The sequence below is a fragment of the Bacillus sp. R86525 genome (assembly GCF_042466195.1).
Taxonomy (GTDB): Bacteria; Bacillota; Bacilli; order Bacillales; family Bacillaceae_G; genus Bacillus_A; species Bacillus_A nitratireducens.
The window spans coordinates 2302253-2319166 of record NZ_JAXHPX010000007.1 but is presented as its reverse complement, the minus strand read 5'-3'; the positions used below and the strand labels follow the sequence as shown (position 1 = coordinate 2319166).

The 16914-nt window shown below is 33.7% G+C and carries 17 protein-coding genes and 2 pseudogenes; 4 read left to right on the top strand and 15 right to left on the bottom strand.

Going from position 1 to position 16914, the window contains the following annotated elements:
* Window positions 1-285 precede the first annotated feature (285 nt).
* Together SJY24_RS14495 and SJY24_RS14490 are read right to left on the bottom strand one after the other, a co-directional pair.
* Window positions 286-609: a PepSY domain-containing protein gene (locus tag SJY24_RS14495; protein ID WP_377865117.1), complete on the bottom strand. Its 324-nt coding sequence runs from the start codon at window positions 607-609 to the stop codon at window positions 286-288.
* Between the two features lie 20 nt (window positions 610-629).
* Window positions 630-1100 carry a hypothetical protein gene (locus SJY24_RS14490; RefSeq protein WP_377865116.1) on the bottom strand — a complete coding sequence of 157 codons (471 nt, stop codon included), beginning with the start codon at window positions 1098-1100 and terminating at the stop codon, window positions 630-632.
* Between the two features lie 175 nt (window positions 1101-1275).
* Here SJY24_RS14490 and SJY24_RS14485 point away from each other — a divergent pair, with 175 nt between their 5' ends.
* Together SJY24_RS14485 and SJY24_RS14480 are read left to right on the top strand one after the other, a co-directional pair.
* A complete protein-coding gene (locus SJY24_RS14485; protein ID WP_377865115.1) occupies window positions 1276-1950 on the top strand; it encodes a response regulator transcription factor in 675 nt (224 codons plus the stop codon).
* On the top strand, window positions 1947-3320 hold the full coding sequence (locus SJY24_RS14480; protein ID WP_377865114.1) for a sensor histidine kinase: 1374 nt from the start codon (window positions 1947-1949) through the stop codon (window positions 3318-3320). The genes SJY24_RS14485 and SJY24_RS14480 overlap by 4 nt, the downstream gene beginning before the upstream one ends.
* Before the next feature lie 192 nt (window positions 3321-3512).
* On the opposite strand, the gene SJY24_RS14475 is transcribed toward SJY24_RS14480, so the two are convergent.
* From SJY24_RS14475 to SJY24_RS14465, 3 genes are all read right to left on the bottom strand, one after another.
* Window positions 3513-3728: a hypothetical protein gene (locus tag SJY24_RS14475; RefSeq protein WP_098501459.1), complete on the bottom strand. Its 216-nt coding sequence runs from the start codon at window positions 3726-3728 to the stop codon at window positions 3513-3515.
* Window positions 3729-4049: 321 nt separating this feature from the next.
* The gene (locus tag SJY24_RS14470) at window positions 4050-5495 is read right to left on the bottom strand and encodes a L,D-transpeptidase family protein (RefSeq protein WP_377865113.1); all 1446 of its coding nucleotides are present in this window, start codon (window positions 5493-5495) and stop codon (window positions 4050-4052) included.
* A 214-nt stretch (window positions 5496-5709) separates the two neighbouring features.
* On the bottom strand, window positions 5710-6132 hold the full coding sequence (locus SJY24_RS14465; RefSeq protein ID WP_377865112.1) for a hypothetical protein: 423 nt from the start codon (window positions 6130-6132) through the stop codon (window positions 5710-5712).
* A gap of 76 nt (window positions 6133-6208) precedes the next feature.
* On the opposite strand from SJY24_RS14465, the gene SJY24_RS14460 reads away from it, so the two are divergent.
* Window positions 6209-6451 carry a hypothetical protein gene (locus SJY24_RS14460; protein ID WP_377865111.1) on the top strand — a complete coding sequence of 81 codons (243 nt, stop codon included), beginning with the start codon at window positions 6209-6211 and terminating at the stop codon, window positions 6449-6451.
* 290 nt (window positions 6452-6741) lie between these two features.
* Here SJY24_RS14460 and SJY24_RS14455 read toward each other — a convergent pair whose 3' ends face one another.
* The 7 genes and pseudogenes from SJY24_RS14455 to SJY24_RS14425 all read right to left on the bottom strand — a co-directional run bounded on the left by SJY24_RS14455 (window position 6742) and on the right by SJY24_RS14425 (window position 14308).
* The gene (locus SJY24_RS14455) at window positions 6742-7371 is read right to left on the bottom strand and encodes a class I SAM-dependent methyltransferase (RefSeq protein WP_377865110.1); all 630 of its coding nucleotides are present in this window, start codon (window positions 7369-7371) and stop codon (window positions 6742-6744) included.
* 129 nt (window positions 7372-7500) lie between these two features.
* Entirely contained in the window at window positions 7501-8496 is a 996-nt protein-coding gene (gene cuyA, locus SJY24_RS14450; RefSeq protein ID WP_377865109.1) for a D-cysteate sulfo-lyase, read from the bottom strand.
* Window positions 8497-8739: 243 nt separating this feature from the next.
* The gene (locus SJY24_RS14445) at window positions 8740-9978 is read right to left on the bottom strand and encodes a DUF4073 domain-containing protein (protein WP_377865108.1); all 1239 of its coding nucleotides are present in this window, start codon (window positions 9976-9978) and stop codon (window positions 8740-8742) included.
* 282 nt (window positions 9979-10260) lie between these two features.
* Complete coding sequence (locus SJY24_RS14440) at window positions 10261-11373, bottom strand: aminopeptidase (protein WP_377865107.1); 1113 nt, start codon at window positions 11371-11373, stop codon at window positions 10261-10263.
* A gap of 508 nt (window positions 11374-11881) precedes the next feature.
* Window positions 11882-12337 (bottom strand): annotated as a pseudogene (locus SJY24_RS14435) (VOC family protein); the annotation flags it as partial.
* A gap of 538 nt (window positions 12338-12875) precedes the next feature.
* Window positions 12876-13510 (bottom strand): annotated as a pseudogene (locus SJY24_RS14430) (LysE family translocator).
* Between the two features lie 216 nt (window positions 13511-13726).
* On the bottom strand, window positions 13727-14308 hold the full coding sequence (locus SJY24_RS14425; RefSeq protein WP_098271866.1) for a DJ-1/PfpI family protein: 582 nt from the start codon (window positions 14306-14308) through the stop codon (window positions 13727-13729).
* Between the two features lie 142 nt (window positions 14309-14450).
* Between SJY24_RS14425 and SJY24_RS14420 the strand changes: the two genes are divergently transcribed.
* On the top strand, window positions 14451-14888 hold the full coding sequence (locus tag SJY24_RS14420) for an Lrp/AsnC family transcriptional regulator (RefSeq protein ID WP_377865106.1): 438 nt from the start codon (window positions 14451-14453) through the stop codon (window positions 14886-14888).
* A gap of 95 nt (window positions 14889-14983) precedes the next feature.
* Here SJY24_RS14420 and SJY24_RS14415 read toward each other — a convergent pair whose 3' ends face one another.
* The 3 genes from SJY24_RS14415 to SJY24_RS14405 all read right to left on the bottom strand — a co-directional run bounded on the left by SJY24_RS14415 (window position 14984) and on the right by SJY24_RS14405 (window position 16771).
* Complete coding sequence (locus SJY24_RS14415; protein WP_377865105.1) at window positions 14984-15157, bottom strand: hypothetical protein; 174 nt, start codon at window positions 15155-15157, stop codon at window positions 14984-14986.
* Between the two features lie 29 nt (window positions 15158-15186).
* Complete coding sequence (locus tag SJY24_RS14410) at window positions 15187-16107, bottom strand: class I SAM-dependent methyltransferase (RefSeq protein WP_377865104.1); 921 nt, start codon at window positions 16105-16107, stop codon at window positions 15187-15189.
* Between the two features lie 190 nt (window positions 16108-16297).
* Complete coding sequence (locus SJY24_RS14405; protein ID WP_215552038.1) at window positions 16298-16771, bottom strand: DUF4188 domain-containing protein; 474 nt, start codon at window positions 16769-16771, stop codon at window positions 16298-16300.
* Between the last annotated feature and the right edge of the window lie 143 nt (window positions 16772-16914).

Below are 16914 nucleotides of genomic sequence, written 5' to 3'. Positions count from 1 at the left end.
CGATTTGAATGAATTGCAGAAGAAGAATTTAATTTTTATGTATTATAATAACTTACAGGCTGTGGAACAAATTTTTCTTCCACTAACCAACTAATAGAAGCCTGGAGATTTTCCACAATCGGAAGCTCGTCCCATCACTATCAAGCTAAGAAAAGCAAATACCCCCAAAACGAAAATTATATGCATCATTGACTACTGTTAACGAGAATTATGTAAATAAGCTGTCCATATGGACAACTTATTTATTTTTTTCAAATACGCGATATTTTATTTGTCAATAATTTTTTAATCTTCATTATTGATTTCTATTGTACCTGTTCTAGCACTAACCTTTAAAATATTTAACAGATTATCAGGTGTCTTGATTTCCACTTCATATTCAAATTTTGATTGTGCTAAGTAGTCATCTTCTAATTCGAATTCTCTTTTCACATTAATAATTTCTCCATTTGTATGAGCTAAAGAAATTTCACGAACTTGTTTCTCTGTGTAGTTTTCATTCTTCTTGGCGTAATTGTAGCCCAAACCATAATATCCACCAACAATAGCAATACCACTTACTAAAATAGCAATTACACTTATAATTATTTTCTTTTTATGTTTTAACATTTTCATCCACTCCTTAATAATTAATCATCTATTCCAAATCTTGCTTCAAGTGCATTTTCTACTTGCTCTAATTGATCTTCCAGTATATCGTGTTCTCTTTCTTGCGCTTTATATTGTTCAATAGTTATCGTTCCGGCGTGATAATCTGCTTCTAGCTGATTATCAGATAGATCTATCTTGTCATCTAATTGATCAATTTCTTTTTTTGTTGCTAAGTACGTATTTAAGTTTTCTTCTTTTGCTCCAACTGGTTTCGTGTTATTTGCCTTTTCAACGATAGATGTGACTTCGTTTTTAAAATCTTGTATTTGCTTCGTATCATTCGTAGCAGGCCCTGGTTTGTGTGGTTCTTGTTGTAGTTGAGCACTTTCTTTTTGCAATGTATCATTTTCCACTTTCAGTTGTTGTACTTCTGTATCGTTCTCAGCTTGAGTAGAACAAGCTGTTAAGAATAAACAAGAGATTGCTCCAATCAACATCCATTTTCCCATTCTGTTTTCCTCCCTTTACATGTGCACCTTATCCTTGCCTTTATATTACTGAACAAACATTAAAGGAAGATTAATGTACAAAAAATAAAATGATATAATTAAATAGTTTCTAATCTTTCTTTAATGTTTCGGAATTATAGTGATACATATAAATAAGGAAAAAAGGAGAATGTTAATGCGAGTTCTTATTGTCGAAGATGAACAAGACTTACAAAATATATTGGTAAAACGATTAAATACAGAACATTATAGTGTCGATGCATGTGGGAATGGAGAAGATGCCTTGGATTATATAAACATGGCTACCTACGATTTGATTGTGCTTGACATTATGATTCCCGGAATAGATGGTTTACAAGTATTACAAAGATTACGCGCGGACAATAATACAACTCCTGTCTTGCTTCTTACAGCTAAAGATACAATTGATGATCGCGTAACAGGACTCGATTTAGGTGCGGACGATTATTTAGTAAAGCCCTTTGCTTTTGATGAGCTGTTAGCAAGAATTCGAGTGTTAATGCGAAGAAATACAGGAAACACATCTAATGTGTTTGAAATCGCTGACCTAGTGGTAGATTGCAATATGCATAAAGTAACAAGAGGAGACCAGGTTATCACCCTTTCCAGTAAAGAATTTGCTATTTTAGAATATATGATTCGTAATAAGGAAGTTGTGTTGACACGAGATAAAATTGAGCAACATGTGTGGAATTACGACTATGAAGGTGGCTCGAATATTATTGATGTTTATGTCCGCTATCTTCGCAAAAAAATTGATAGCCAGTTTGAAACGAAGTTAATTCATACAGTACGAGGAACTGGTTACGTATTGCGAGTAGAATCATGAAAAGACTATCAATCAAAATGAGAGTAACCCTGTGGTATACGGGGCTAATTGTAATTATTATGGCACTCGTGTTAGCTTTTATTTTAACTTCTTCAGATAAAGTTTTGCTTTTTAATATGAAAGTTCAATTAAAGAGCACCGTAAAAGAAAGCATTGAAGATATCGAATATAAGCATGGACAATTAAAGATGGACGATGATTTTAAAACCTTAGAAGATGGAGTAAATATCATCATTTATAATAAACAAGGTGAGCTGCTGGCAGGAAATAGTCCAACAAGCTTTAATAAAAAGATATCGCTTAAATCCGATGAAATACAAACCATTACAGACGGTAATAAAGAATGGATTGTATATGATTTTCTCCATAATGCAGGCGGCGATGAGCAAATCTGGATTCGTGGAATAATGACTATGAGCCAATTATCATCAACGATGAATACGCTTATTGTGATAACACTCATCTCATTCCCGTTACTTATTCTCATTGCCGCAGTGGGAGGATATTTTATTACGCAAAGAGCGTTTCGACCTGTGCAACAAATGAGTGATTCAGCCAGTAAAATTGGTGATGGTAAAGACCTTTCCAAGAGAATTAATTTACACGGTTCACCGAAAGACGAAATGTATCATTTAGCACAAACCTTTGACAAAATGTTTGAGCGATTGGAAACATCATTTGAAAGTGAAAAACAATTTACATCTGACGCATCTCATGAATTAAGAACACCAACATCTGTTATTATTTCGCAATGCGAATACGCTTTATTGCAGAGGAATAATCCGAAAGAAATGGAAGAATCGTTAGAAGTAATTTTAAAACAATCACATAAAATGTCCGCGCTAATCTCACAACTCTTATTATTAGCAAGAGCTGATCAAGGAAATCACAATACTTTCCAATTTGAATGTATCAATATGAGTGAATTAACGGAAATCGTTGTAGAAGAGCTTTCATTAATGGTTCAAGAAGCTTCGGTTGATATCACAACTAATATAGAGGAAGACCTGTTTATGAAAGCAGATCAAACATTGATGATGCGTTTATTAATGAATTTACTAACGAATGCGATTGCTTATAGCAAAGCGAACGGAACTGTACATGTGCAATTGTTCGGCGATGAAGCCAACATAATAGGTAAAGTCTCCGATAATGGCATAGGCATCAGCGAGCAACATATTAATAAAATATGGGACCGCTTCTATCGAGTTGACGCAGCACGAACATCTTCAAACATCGGAAACACAGGCTTAGGATTGTCGATGGTAAAATGGATTGTCGAACTACACGGAGGAGAAATTACGGTTGAAAGTAAATTAGGAGAAGGCAGTACTTTTACATTTAAACTACCAATTGAAAAACGAGAATAATTTATGAGTGTCTGTAGCTTCAGAATAAAGATTGATTCAAAAGCTCTCTTCAATCCTTATATAAAAGTAACCGACGCATTTTAAACAGCATTGATTTTATCATTTGGGGCAACCTGCTCTGTTAAGTTGATATGCATATTGAAAAAAATATCGAAATAAAACCCCAGAAATCCAAAGGTCTCTGGGGCTTCATTATATATTTAGCTCTTTTTGCTTTTTATTTTGTTTATGTCTATACAGCAATTTTCGACTTATGAGAGAAATCAGTAATAAGATCAGTACTAGTGCGAAAAGTTGCATAAATGATAAATTAAAATATTTAGCACCTGTAACGATTAAAAGTGTAGAAATCGTACCTTTTACAATGAAAAAAATAATAATCCATAATCCGCCTTTTTTCCAGTTCATTTTTATATTACCCTTTCCTACTTTTAAATTCTTAAATGGGACACCTTAATAGAAATCTATTATATTAATAAAAAAGTCATGTCTAATTAAATGCGACGATTTCATAATAAATGAAAATGATATTCAGTGTCAATTTTATTGACTATTTGAACACCTATTTTTCATCTCAATCTCTTTCCAATTTGTTTCTTATAGGCAATGAACTCTTGTCTTCAAACAAAAAACACCTCTTGAATTTGCATGCGAATTCAAGAGGTGTTTTTTCATGTACCATCAGGTAAGATTTCCTGCTTTATTTATTTCTTGATACGTAGCTATTTTCTAGTACACAATAACTGGATCATTAGTGTTCAAACTATCATATACAGTTTTTGCAACATTAGGAAGAAGGTTTACACACCCGCCTGATCCCCCTGTTAAATAAGCATTATTTGCCCAATCTTTTCGCCAGCCAGCATCATGGAATCCTTGACCGCTATTTGTGAATGGAACCCAGTAATCTACTTTAACTGCATAATCAGCTTTACCTACTGCGCTGCCTCTCAGCGTGTATGGAGTTCGTTTATATAGAACGTACCATACACCTGGAGATGTATCTTCAGCCGTGCTATGTTTACCCGTTACTACATTTGTTGTGACGACTAATTTCCCATCTTTGTAAATCCAAATTTGTTGATCTGCAATGGAAACTTCCGCATATGTGTCTCCGATGCCATTATTCGATGTTGTTTCATAACCGATACCTTCCTTCTCCCAACCATTTCCATGGATATTAGAAGCAGATAGCGATTTTTCACCCTTTTCAAAAGCTTGTTGAACTTGTTTTGTTTCTTTTTCAACATCTAGTGCCCAGCCGTAGCCTTGTCCTTTTACTGATATGACCGAACCGGAATGGGTTTTAAAGCTAAAATTTTTATTTAATGTTGATTTAGCATTATTAATTTCAGCAATCTTATTCTTAATATCGCTCGCATCGATTGTAACCTTCATATCCTTTGACATAGAAGCATTTTGAATTAAATCTTTCGCTTTTAAAGGATAAACTTCATTCTGCACTTTATATTCAACTGACTGTTGAAGAAGATTTTGTAGTGCTTCCTCCTCTTTTTTGACAATCGGATCGTCTTCTTTAATAGGCTTTATGTATGTAGACTTCAGATGAATTTCACTTTTATACTTCTGCTTGTCGTAATCTTTCAGTAGACTAGTAACGTCATATTGTTTTCCATCAATGCTCTTCGAAATAACAACTTTTCCTTGTTCAAGCTTCGCCATAGCATCTTGAGGCGCTTGTAATTTTTCATTCATAGAGATGAGCTTTTCTTCTACAAGTTGTTTCATCGTTTCACTACGATACTGATCCGCCTCGTCCGGTAGCAATGAATAATTTTTTTCCTTTGAAGAAGGGAAAAATGTCCACTGGCTTTTTAATAGTTTCTTAACTTGAGGCAAATCTTTTTCCGTAAGTTCCGTTTTTGTATCTTTTTCATCTAAAATTTGTTGTTGATCAACATAGACTTTGTTTGCTAGTCCAGATGTTTTTAATTTCTGTATTGCCTGATCAGCGTTCAGACCACCGACTTTTGTGTCGTTAATCGTAACATTCGAATTGAAGTGAGTTGCCTGATAATAACTCATTCCCCCAATAAGAAGTGCAATTATACCAACACCCGCTGCGATAAACTTCCAATTTGTAAAACGTTTGCTTGATCTTACTCGTTTTCTATCAACTTCTTCAACTGATTCATTTACAGTATTGTTGTTCATCAATCTTTCCCCCATATACATTAACGTCAATCGATTTTAAACCAAAACCATTGACTAGTGTACCTTATTTTTCCTGAAATTTCATTATTTTTGACTAGATTTTATCGCATTTAATTAATCAACTTTAGTTTTTTAATAGAACAACACATTGAATAGTCCCTTACAAGTAATAAATCATTACAATAAACACCAAAAAGTTAAGTACCATATACTTTTATTTAGCTAACTTCTCTCCGGTAACAATCTGAAACAAGGTGGCTGCATTTTTCCCTTCTAATTGAGCATACCGATTATCCCCCGCCATTACTTCTACTTTATCTTTATTAGGACTAATCCAAATTTGATATGACACAGCTTTCGCCTCTATTTTCGGATTTTTAAACTGAAAAATAAACTGATAATCAGCTGAACGCGACATTTCCGCTTTTTTATTTTCAAAATGAATATCAGTTAATATTTTCTTTACTTGCAACACCTGATTATTGTCTGTCACTATCTTAAAATCTTTATGTTTATCATCACCAATATGTTTTTGCACTTCGATTCTTTGATCTTCATTTCCTAGTCTATTTGAACAGCCGGTTACTATGAATATACATATAGCAACAAAAACTAAAACCAATTTTCTAATTCGCATATTAGTCCCCCTCTTTTTAATAAAAGGTACCTTTTAATTTTACATATAAACATTAATAAGGAAGGAGTGCTATTCCATGCAACTGAAAACATACACTTGGAAAAGTTATACGTTTCTCATTGTAAGTATATTCGTTACTATTAATCTCTTTCTCCCTATTTTAGAAAAAGTTGGAGTAGATTACGTAGTTCCTTTCGCATATTTCATAGTAACTTTTGCTGTTATAGCAATTATATTAGCGGTTATCGTTTTGTGTTTTACTCTATTTAACACAGCAATTATTTTATTTTCCCTTTGGTTCGGTTACCATTTCACGTAAAATATAAATATAATCCGTAACCTAAAAGAAGTATTAGTATTATAGAAATGCTGAGTATCGTGTATATGACCCATCTTAATGTTGTACTCATATAATCACCCCTCTCACGTCCCAATAATTCCATTATATAACAAATGATTCATTGAACGTTTAAAACGTGCTTTAAAATAAATTAAGCGAAGTAAGGGACGCCATTTGACTCCCCTTACTTCGCCTTTAAAGAACAATGAGTGAATAGCTTACTCAACCAGCTTATTAAGTAACCTTTCACTATTTTTACATAATGGTAATTATAGTGTTTTTTGACATTTGATCATTATAAATTTAAATGGAGGTTTACTTGCCATATTTTTATGTGGCTCCACAATTTCCGTAGTTTCCATCAGTCCATATTTTCCAAAGTCTTGTTGTACCGAGTCAACATCATAAAAATACATTTTTACCCCTTCCATTATCTCGAAGTAGTCTTTACCAAGTTGTTTCCCCTTCCCAAACATTGGGGCATCTTTAGAAATAGTAGTAAAAATCATATATCCGTTTGGTTTTAACTGACTATAACAATCTTTAATAAACTTCTCTCTCTCATCCTTATTCAACAAATGAATAAGTGCATAAGAAAATATGCCATCATACAGTTTGTTATCAAAAGGCATATCCGTAACTGAACCATGGAATAAATTAGCATTAATTTCATTTTCCCTCGCCAATTCAATCGCCGTTTTTGAAATTTCAATACCTGTTACATGTATTCCGTTATCAATAAAAACCTTTGCATTTCTACCGTATCCAATACCAGGAATCAATATATCCTTCACTTGCTTTTCAAGGAAAAAATCCTTCGTCAAAATTGCGGAATCTGCAGCTTCAAATCCCCACATCATTTGATTTTCTATAAAACTTGCTTCCCAAAATTCTGTCATACATCAATCTCCTTTATATATCGTTGTTTACCGTTGAATGTTGAAAAATCATCACATATTCACGAAATTGTATCAAATTTCAACATTTATTCAAAACAAAAAGCATTGGATACCCAATGCTTTTTACACTTACGCAAATAGAGAAGTATTCGCATATAAAGCTGGCGAGCCACCTGAATGTACGAATAAAATGTTGTCTTCTTTATTAAATTTACCTTTTCTAATTAAGTCGATTAGTCCCGCTACCGCTTTACCTGTATAAACTGGGTCAAGTAAAATACCTTCAGTTTTCGCAAGTAACTGTACTGCTTCAACCATTTCTGATGTTGGTAAAGCGTAACCTGGTCCTACATATTCATCCAAGCATGTAACCTCTTTGCGTGAAATGGAGTTTGGAATACCTACGTGAGCTGAAGTTTCATCTACAAGTTTTGCTACTTTCTCTTCTTGCTCCGCTTTTCCCCTACTTACATTTATTCCGATTACAGGAATTTTGCTTTGCGTTCCGGAAAAACCAGTAATTAAACCAGCATGCATACCAGCGCTACCACTTACACAAACAACTGAACTGAAATCAATTCCTTGCTCGAATGATTGCGCCATAATTTCTTGCGCACAAGCAATGTATCCCATTGCACCAGTAGGATTTGATCCACCAACTGGTATTACATATGGTGTATTACCTTTTTCACTAACTTCTTTCGCTACTTTATGCATCTCTTCCATAAGATCTGCTCCGTTTGGCACAACAATTACGTTTTCAGCACCTAATAAATGATATAAGAAATAGTTTCCGTTAAAGTCTCGCTTTTCTTCTGGCTCAAGCCCTTCTTCTAACACAAGAATACATTTCATTTTTTCTTTTACCGCAGCTGCAAGTGTTAGACGGCAATGGTTTGACTGAATACCACCAGCTGTAATTAACGTATCTGCACCCTTTTCCTGTGCATCCGCAACTAGAAACTCTAACTTTCTCGTCTTATTACCGCCAGCTGTTAAACCAAGTAAATCATCTCGTTTAAAATAAATAGTCGGCCCACCAAGTGCTTCAGAAAAATTGTTTAATTTTTCAATTGGTGTATATGATTCTGTATATTTTTTTCTCGGGAATTTAGCTAAATTCATTGTAACGCTCCTTTTGTACTTCTTTCACAATATATGTCACCATACTATTATTGCATGGAAAAATGATGAAGTCACCTTTCTGGGATAAAAATGTATCAAAATTCGGTACATGCAATTGCATTAACGATTTTAACTTCAGTACGGTACATGAAATTTATATCAGCGATTTTTCAAATATATCGACTTGCCGATAAAAAATGACAAAATAAAAAGAGCCCACTCATTAAGAAGCAGCCTTACCAATCACCTATTTGCCGAAAAACGAAGAAGCTGTGTTAATCCTGGCTCTAAATTCATTTCTCCTTTGTGACGTACGTATACGATTTTGTCGCCATCAAATTTTGGCGGTTTTCCTGGATTATACGTATTCCACTCGTTCGTTCCTTCTACAGAGTACTCCATATATTCTGTTGCACCAACGATTACATTATTTCTATCATCAGCCGTCACATCTGGTGCCATTTGTGCGATTTTTGCATCACTAATTGATAATTTCTTTATATCCTTATCACGTTTATAATCGTAAGCCGTTACGACTACATCGCTACCATATGCTTTTATTTGTAATCCTTGTTTGAAAGAATATCCATCCGGCGCAGTCTTCTCGCCACCATTTGGTCCAGCCGACATCCAACCAGTTTCAATTCCGCCCGTATTTACAACCGTAAATCCTTTTTCATCTCCGCCTGTAATTTTCTTTTTACCAGCCCAATCTGGTAAGTTTAAATCCCAATGTGTATGACTCGTAAAGAAAACGACTTGCGGATAGTCTTTTAATATATCGTACAATTTATCAACGTTTAAATAATCTTGTAAATACGGATTTTGTCTTGATCCAGATACTGTATCAGGTAAAACGTGATGAGAGAAAATGAAAATCGGCTTATTTTTATTTTTTTGACTATACTCTTCTAAATTTTGTTTTAACCATCCTAATTGCTCATCACTCATATATACTTCATCCCACATTTTTGAATCGTGGTATTTCATATATTTTTCAGTTCCTAAAAATAAAAGCGGATAACCATCTAATTCTTTTTTATGATATACCTTATCTTGTCCGCTAAATTTTAAATATCGATTAAACAATGTCTCTTCCGTTACACCATTTGGCCATGTATTTTGAGAGAGTTTCCCATCAGCTGTCCATTTACCAGCGTAAAATTCATGATTCCCAACAGTTGACCATACATTTTCCGGATGCTTATTTTTGTTTAGCACGCGCTTTACATCATCATATTGTGACTGCTGTCCAGTTGACGTTATATCCCCATTCATAATAAGCGCTCTAGAAAGTGGTGTCACTTTGTTCATATCTTTTAATACGTGATCAAAATCCCCTAAATCCCCTTGAATATCACTAATAACATTAAACATCGTCGCTGTTTTTCGTGCTTGTGCTTGTTCTTTTCCCTCAGCATTCATCGAAAACGTTGGTAATAACACTGCCATAACGGCTAACGAAGCAACTACCTTTTTCATACAATTTCTCCCCCTAATAATAAAATGTATAAACTAACATGTTCTGCTTTCTCTTAGATGCTTGCCCAATTCACATTATAAGGAGGGATTGTAAAGATTAATGGAGTAAAAATTTAAGTATTTTTTAAGAGATTTTGTCTTTTTTTCGCATTCCACAATTACCGATTCGTGCCAATCTAACTTTCTAGCTTTTAACATTAAATAAATGTAAATTTATTTAATACATCTTTTAGTTTAATACGTTGTCTTTTAATCTCAGTTACATTACTACAACAAAATACTCTACCTTTTTAAGTTCTCTTCATTTAATCCGAACAACTCTGGTAAAGTAAAACGTCCATCTTTTCTTATCAATACGTCATCAAACCAAATTTCACCACCGCCATACTCTGGCCTTTGAATGTTTACTAAATCCCAATGTATTGCTGATTTATTCCCATTGTCTGCACCTTGTAACGAATCTCCAATTGCTAGATGAAAACTACCGTTTATTTTTTCATCAAATAACGTATTATTCATCGGGTGTAATATATAGGGATTAAACGCCAGTGCAAATTCTCCCACATATCTTGCTCCCTCATCCGTATCAAGAATTCGATTCATTCGCTCAGTATCATTTGCATATGCCTCTATTATTTTCCCTTGTCTGACATGTAACTTTATATTTTGAAACGCATAACCTTGTTGAACAGATACTGTGTTAAACGTTATTACTCCATTTACAGAATCTTTAACAGGCGCTGTATATATTTCGCCATCAGGGATATTATCCGTACCATCTCCCTTTAAAACGCCTATTCCTTCAATTGAAAAATTCAAATCCGTCCCTTCTCCAATAATCCTCACTCGTTTTGCCTTTTCCATTAATTCTTTTAATGGCTCCATTGCTTTCGACATGTTATTGTAATCTAACGTACATACATCATAATAAAATTTTTCATAAGCCTCAGTGCTCATATTCGCTTCTTGAGCAGAAGCCGCATTCGGAATTCTTGTTGTCACCCATCTCGTTTTATACACTGCCTCACTATGTGCCTTTCCAAATATCTTTTGATATAATTTCATTTTTTCTGCTGGCACATCTGCTAATTCATATGCATTTCTAGGACTACGGAGATTAATATATACCTGCATCTTACTTAATCGATAACATTCCCAATCTGCAAATAACTTAAATTGTTCTTCAGATCCTGATAGAATTAATTGCCTTGTAACAGAAACATCGCGCATTGATACATGCGCATATCCCCCTGCTTTTTCCACCGACTTAATAATTTCGCGAACTACTACAGGATCTATTTCAGTAACACTTTGAATTAATACTTGATCGCCAGGCTTAACTTTAGTCGAATGGTTGACTAGTACATCCGCTAACTTCGATAGTTCTCGCTTCATTTGACTCTTCACCCCTTTTTCATCCAAACAATAGATACACAATAAATAATAAAAAAACAATATATAAATTCCAAACACCCGGAATCACCGCTACACCAAAATAAAGAGTTCCTGGTAACAATCAAATGCTACAAGCAATCATAAAATCCTTTTTCTTTGCAACTGCCGCAATTACTGCAAAAAAAAAAGGAAGCAAAAACATGAAAAATACAGTGATATATAGTTCCTTATTAAGTGTTTGATTGCTGTGAGGGTTAAAATATAGAAAAACAATTGAAAGGATAAAAATGCTTACGGCCGCCACTACCTCTATATAAACATTGGATTTTTTTCATAATCCCCTACTTCCAATAGCAATTTTTTGTACTGAACGTATCTTTTGAGTTCAAAGGTTAGCTGAAACTTGTTGAAGAAAGTGTACCGCTGAATGGAGTACGACTAAGCCATACACATAAAGCAATTAATTCTTGTGCTTGATATTTACTTTTTCGTTGAACGAATCCTGTTTTTTAGCCAGGTGCTCCGCATCCCATTCACTTAAATAAGATGCGTATTCTAATTCATCTGGATTATCATGTAACATAGAAATAAACTCTAATTTATTCCCATCACAATCCAGAAAGTATACACTTGCAGCTGGCATCCACCTTTGGACAATTGGCTCTTGATTTCCTTTCCCTTGGCTTCCCACCACTTCTATTCCACGATTCTCTAACCACAATTTAGAAGTCTTTAGAAATTCTAAATCTACACCAAAAGCAAAGTGTTTTATCTCAAAATCTTCAATATTATGTACTTCCCATAGTCCAAGCATTTGCTTTTTACTTTCTCCTACCCAAAAGAAGGCCACCTTTCTTTTGGATAGTCTTCTTGCTAATGCTAACCCCAATTTATTTTGATAGAAATCTATCGCCTTTTCTAAATCTCTTACATGTAAATGTGTTTCATATATGTTCTGTATCATTCTGCTTATTCCTTTCTTTATTAGTTAAGTAGTTACTGTAATTCTAAATCTGAAGTATGTATAATCATTGTAATTTATCTTCATATCCGATATACCTATTTACTATTCTATCGAAATTGAAATATGATAAATCCAACTGGGGTAGTAAATTCAAGTGAAAATTCTACTAATTTTGGAGGGAAAATCTCCAATACATTCAGATGAAATCATATTTAAATAATAAAAAAAACGTTATTCTTTTAGTAAGAATAGCGTTTTTGACTCTTGGAGTTAGTTAATATTTTTCAGTAAATAGGTATGTGCAATTACCCCATCACTATCAAGCTAAGTTCATACACCGTCAATTATAGTAGAGGTTGTTTCTTTTTCTAAAGGCTATATGTAAGAAATTTAACCTTCCCCTAGAAATCAAAGAATTCCTAAGGGGATGCCTACGTAATATAACATATTTACAATTACGTTGCTTTTAGGTTTAAAATGCGTATCTTTTTCATCTATATTTCAACTACCATATTTAAGTTTATAAGAGTTATGCTTTTTAAATAAAAGTAATTACTTGTTTTATAAACTCGTAACCAAAATAACCACTAAATCCGAATAGTACTATTGCGGCAAATATAGATACCCATTTAATAAAGGTTGGATTTAGAAACCGTCTAGTAAAATGAACAAAGCTTAATAAGACCATATCATGCATAAAGATACCTAATAAAATACCTACAGCTATTAATATAAATGTTGATGTACTTGCACTACCTAATGAAGAAACTAGAACCTGCCAAAGACCCCTATCCAGAAGACAATATTAGCCGGTGATATAGCAATCATAAAACCAGACAAATAAGCTGTTAATAAAGATTTATTAGGATCTTCTCCCTCTATGTTAACTTCTGACTTTGCTTCTTTAATACTTTCTATTCCAATAAACATTAAAAACCCAAAACCTAGTAACCACATAACTGCTTCCACCCACGGATTGGTTAATACACTAGAGAACCCTAGATAAATCAGAACTATTAAAGATAAATCTACAGTCATTCCTCCTATACCTACAAACCAACCATGTACGAAACCATTTCTCATTCCTTGTTTAGTCATTTGGACAGTCATAGCACCTGCAGGTATTGATAAAGATAAACCTAACAATATATATGTAAAGAGTGTTACAATCATAAAAATTCTCCTATTTTAATCAATTATTATTCTTTTTATTAAATTATGCATGAAAAGGGCACTTACCTTTGATCGATTCATTACCATCTGTTATTACATATTATTTCCATTCCCTTTTATCTGGAGCAGTCACCCAATTAGATGACCACTCTTTTGGACCATGCTCGTTAAGATATTTTAAAATACTCCAAGTACCCCTTTGTTGAAGAGCAATGCCTAAAACCCCATAAGATCCTTTACATGTTTAGCGTTCTTTTTAGATGTTAGTTTTTCAAGTAATAAAAATGCAACATCAAAAGCTGTACCTGGATTTGAAGATGTAATAATGTTTCCATCTTGAACGATTAAATCATTTTGTACTATTGCACCGAAATTCTTTAACTGCTCTTTTCGTTTACTCGTTGGATGACTGTATGTGGTGGCTTTTTTATCTGTAAGAATTCCGCTTTTTCCAAGCGCTAATGATGCGACACATATACTGGCAATAGGCTTCTGCTTGGCATAAAAATGTTGAATAACATGTAAGAATTCTCTACTATATGCATCCCGATAAAAACCAGCTTCTTCAAAACCTCCTGGAATAGCTAATGCATCAAACTCATCTAATTGAATATCATCAACCGTTTTTTCGGGTATAACAGTAAAATTCCAAGTACAGGTTAATTTATTCCGAAGACCAACTGTTACGACCTCAGTTGATCCATCTCCCTCCCATTTATTCCAACCTAGTACATCTGTAAATACACTAGCTTCTACTGCTTCAAATCCATCAGCTAATAATAATAAAACCTTTTTCATATCCTAAATCGCCTCCTGTTATCCTTATTTTATACAAATATATAAGGCTGATAAATAAGTTCAATAAGGATATTCGATCATTTGGCTTTATTATATAAGGAATTTAGGTTATTCTATTTTATAAAAAAAGGTTGGATGATTTATGGATCAAATTGATAAAAAAATCGTGGGATTATTACAGTCAAATGCAAAAATTTCAATGAAGGATCTAGCAGAAGCCGTTCACTTATCTGCTCCGTCAGTAACTGAGCGAGTACGGAAGTTAGAGGAGCAAAAAATTATTGAAGGTTACCATGCACATGTTTCTCTAAAAAAAATAAACCGTCCAATTTCTGCACTTATATTGTTTAAATCAAAGGATTGTAAATCATTAGCTAACTTTTGCTATAATCATCCAGATGTACTTGAGTGTTACAGAGTAGCAGGGGAAATTAGCTATATTGTCAAATTAGCAACGTATTCTGTAGAAAGTTTAGAAAAATTTATTGATGATACAATGCAATATGGTACACCATCAACGAATATCGTGTTATCTTCTTATGAAAAAAAAATAATTGCTCCTTTTATTAGTGAAGAATAAAAATACTGGCACAATCAATTAACTATTACTTACTCAATAATCCTTAATCCTTTAAAAATAGCCCTGATTTTTTGACTGTATAAAAATCAGGGTCTCTAATCATTTTTATCATTTTTGGGTAACCCATTTTTATTAGCTGGATAACGATGTGCAATTACCCCTATATAAACATTTAAATTATTCTTCACAATCCCTCTACTTCCAATAGCAACATGCTTATTACTTCCCATCACTACACCCCATTTCCTTTTTCCCACAAAAAAAAACACAGAGATTTCTCCCCATGTCCACTAATTCCTTATTTCTTCACCGCATGCACATAATGCACCGTCTCAAAAACTTCTAAATAATCGTTTCGTCCCTCAAAATATAGTTTATTAATATCCTCTGGTGATAAGTGCTCATAAATGAGTAAGCCCGCCTTCTCTAACAGTGCTTCCATTTCGGTATAAGAAAAACAAGATTTCATCGGCTCCCCGCCTATCTCAGCCATCTTTATCATATTTTCAACTCGATTGGATAATCCTTTTTCCGTAAATAAGTTTTCATCAGGGTAATCAAAAACGATAGAACTTCCCTCTGGAACCATCTCGAATAGATATTCTATTAAACTAGAAAGCTCCTCTTTCGTTAAATAATACGTAACACCTAATAGGCTAAAGAACGTCTTTTTATTTTCAAATCCTGCATTTACTAATTTTTGCTCCGAGAAATCTTTAGTAAAATCCATTGAAACAAAATGAAGATTGCTTGGGATTTCTAGACCTGATTCTTTCACTCTTTGTATTTTAAACGCTTGCGTAGAAGGATGATCCACTTCAAATATTTCTATTTTATTTTCTAATTCTCGGTGTCTAAAACTAAACGTGTCTAAGCCTGCACCGAGTATGACGTATTGCTTCGCGCCTAATGTAATTTCATGTAATAGCACTCTTTCACAATATGCCGCGCGTGCCAAAGGTGTTGGTGATAATTGAACTTGTGTAATCCATTTTAAAATTTCTTTCGGATTGTCTTGAAACTGCTGTGCAATGCCTTTATTGAAAAAATGTATTCCTTGAACCATGTTCGTTTCAATATCATTACGTTCTTTTTGTGAAATAAGATCTTTAGCTACATAATCATCAAAGATTTTAGAACTATCAAATTCACTATGATACGCCCTTCCGAAAGCTGATACTAACGACGTTACACTTGCTTCACCTTTTTTCACGCACATACACTCTCCTTCATTTCCACAACAAAAATAGGGTTCCCCTGGCCAGGAGAACCCTATTATACACCTTATTTTTATATTGGTAAATTATAGCATAAATAAGTTTTTTTGTCAAGTTTTTAACCTGCTACTACTCCGACACTTTGTATATTCTCTGGCAGGAAAATCGAAACTATATACAGAACTTTCTGAATTATTTATCCATTCTTTTTTGAGCAGTATTAGTATCTTGAGATACTGGTATATGTTCGGTAGCTCTAGATAAACCTGTTTTTGGCATATTAACATAGATCGCTTCAGAAGCACCTTTTTCTATTTGATAAGTTTCGTGAAAAACACCGACACTCCCATTATCTTTAATCTTATTATTGTAGGATTTCCAAGCAGATGAATGGTTTTTTCCGTGAGCGTAGTTTACTAATTCATCGAATCCCTTCCAGTATTGAATTAAGACCACCTTTCTCCAACTAAATAAGAATTCTGTATGTAAGAAACCCCATTGTGGGTTTTGATACAATTCTTTAATCATAGGTCCCATAGCATTAAAAACTGGTATCCACTTCCAAAATTTTAATAGGTTATTAATACGCATACCAATAATAAAAACAACAAATTCTTGATCCTTGCTATTGGCTATATGCCTGCCGTTAAAAATTTTAGCCCCCACTTTAATCCCCCTTTTTTACTGAACATAAATAATGTGCAGCTTCCAAATAAACCATAACACTTTTCCATGAATTTTCCAATTGATTCAACATAGATTATGAAAGGCTGTACTTAACAATAACGGGTATATGTTTCCTACCTTTT

Coding starts and splice junctions, on each gene's coding strand:
- SJY24_RS14495 (WP_377865117.1), bottom strand. CDS start 609: ATGTTAAAACATAAAAAGAAAATAATTATAAGTGTAATTGCTATTTTA.
- SJY24_RS14490 (WP_377865116.1), bottom strand. CDS start 1,100: ATGGGAAAATGGATGTTGATTGGAGCAATCTCTTGTTTATTCTTAACA.
- SJY24_RS14485 (WP_377865115.1), top strand. CDS start 1,276: ATGCGAGTTCTTATTGTCGAAGATGAACAAGACTTACAAAATATATTG.
- SJY24_RS14480 (WP_377865114.1), top strand. CDS start 1,947: ATGAAAAGACTATCAATCAAAATGAGAGTAACCCTGTGGTATACGGGG.
- SJY24_RS14475 (WP_098501459.1), bottom strand. CDS start 3,728: ATGAACTGGAAAAAAGGCGGATTATGGATTATTATTTTTTTCATTGTA.
- SJY24_RS14470 (WP_377865113.1), bottom strand. CDS start 5,495: ATGAACAACAATACTGTAAATGAATCAGTTGAAGAAGTTGATAGAAAA.
- SJY24_RS14465 (WP_377865112.1), bottom strand. CDS start 6,132: ATGCGAATTAGAAAATTGGTTTTAGTTTTTGTTGCTATATGTATATTC.
- SJY24_RS14460 (WP_377865111.1), top strand. CDS start 6,209: ATGCAACTGAAAACATACACTTGGAAAAGTTATACGTTTCTCATTGTA.
- SJY24_RS14455 (WP_377865110.1), bottom strand. CDS start 7,371: ATGACAGAATTTTGGGAAGCAAGTTTTATAGAAAATCAAATGATGTGG.
- cuyA (WP_377865109.1), bottom strand. CDS start 8,496: ATGAATTTAGCTAAATTCCCGAGAAAAAAATATACAGAATCATATACA.
- SJY24_RS14445 (WP_377865108.1), bottom strand. CDS start 9,978: ATGAAAAAGGTAGTTGCTTCGTTAGCCGTTATGGCAGTGTTATTACCA.
- SJY24_RS14440 (WP_377865107.1), bottom strand. CDS start 11,373: ATGAAGCGAGAACTATCGAAGTTAGCGGATGTACTAGTCAACCATTCG.
- SJY24_RS14425 (WP_098271866.1), bottom strand. CDS start 14,308: ATGAAAAAGGTTTTATTATTATTAGCTGATGGATTTGAAGCAGTAGAA.
- SJY24_RS14420 (WP_377865106.1), top strand. CDS start 14,451: ATGGATCAAATTGATAAAAAAATCGTGGGATTATTACAGTCAAATGCA.
- SJY24_RS14410 (WP_377865104.1), bottom strand. CDS start 16,107: ATGTGCGTGAAAAAAGGTGAAGCAAGTGTAACGTCGTTAGTATCAGCT.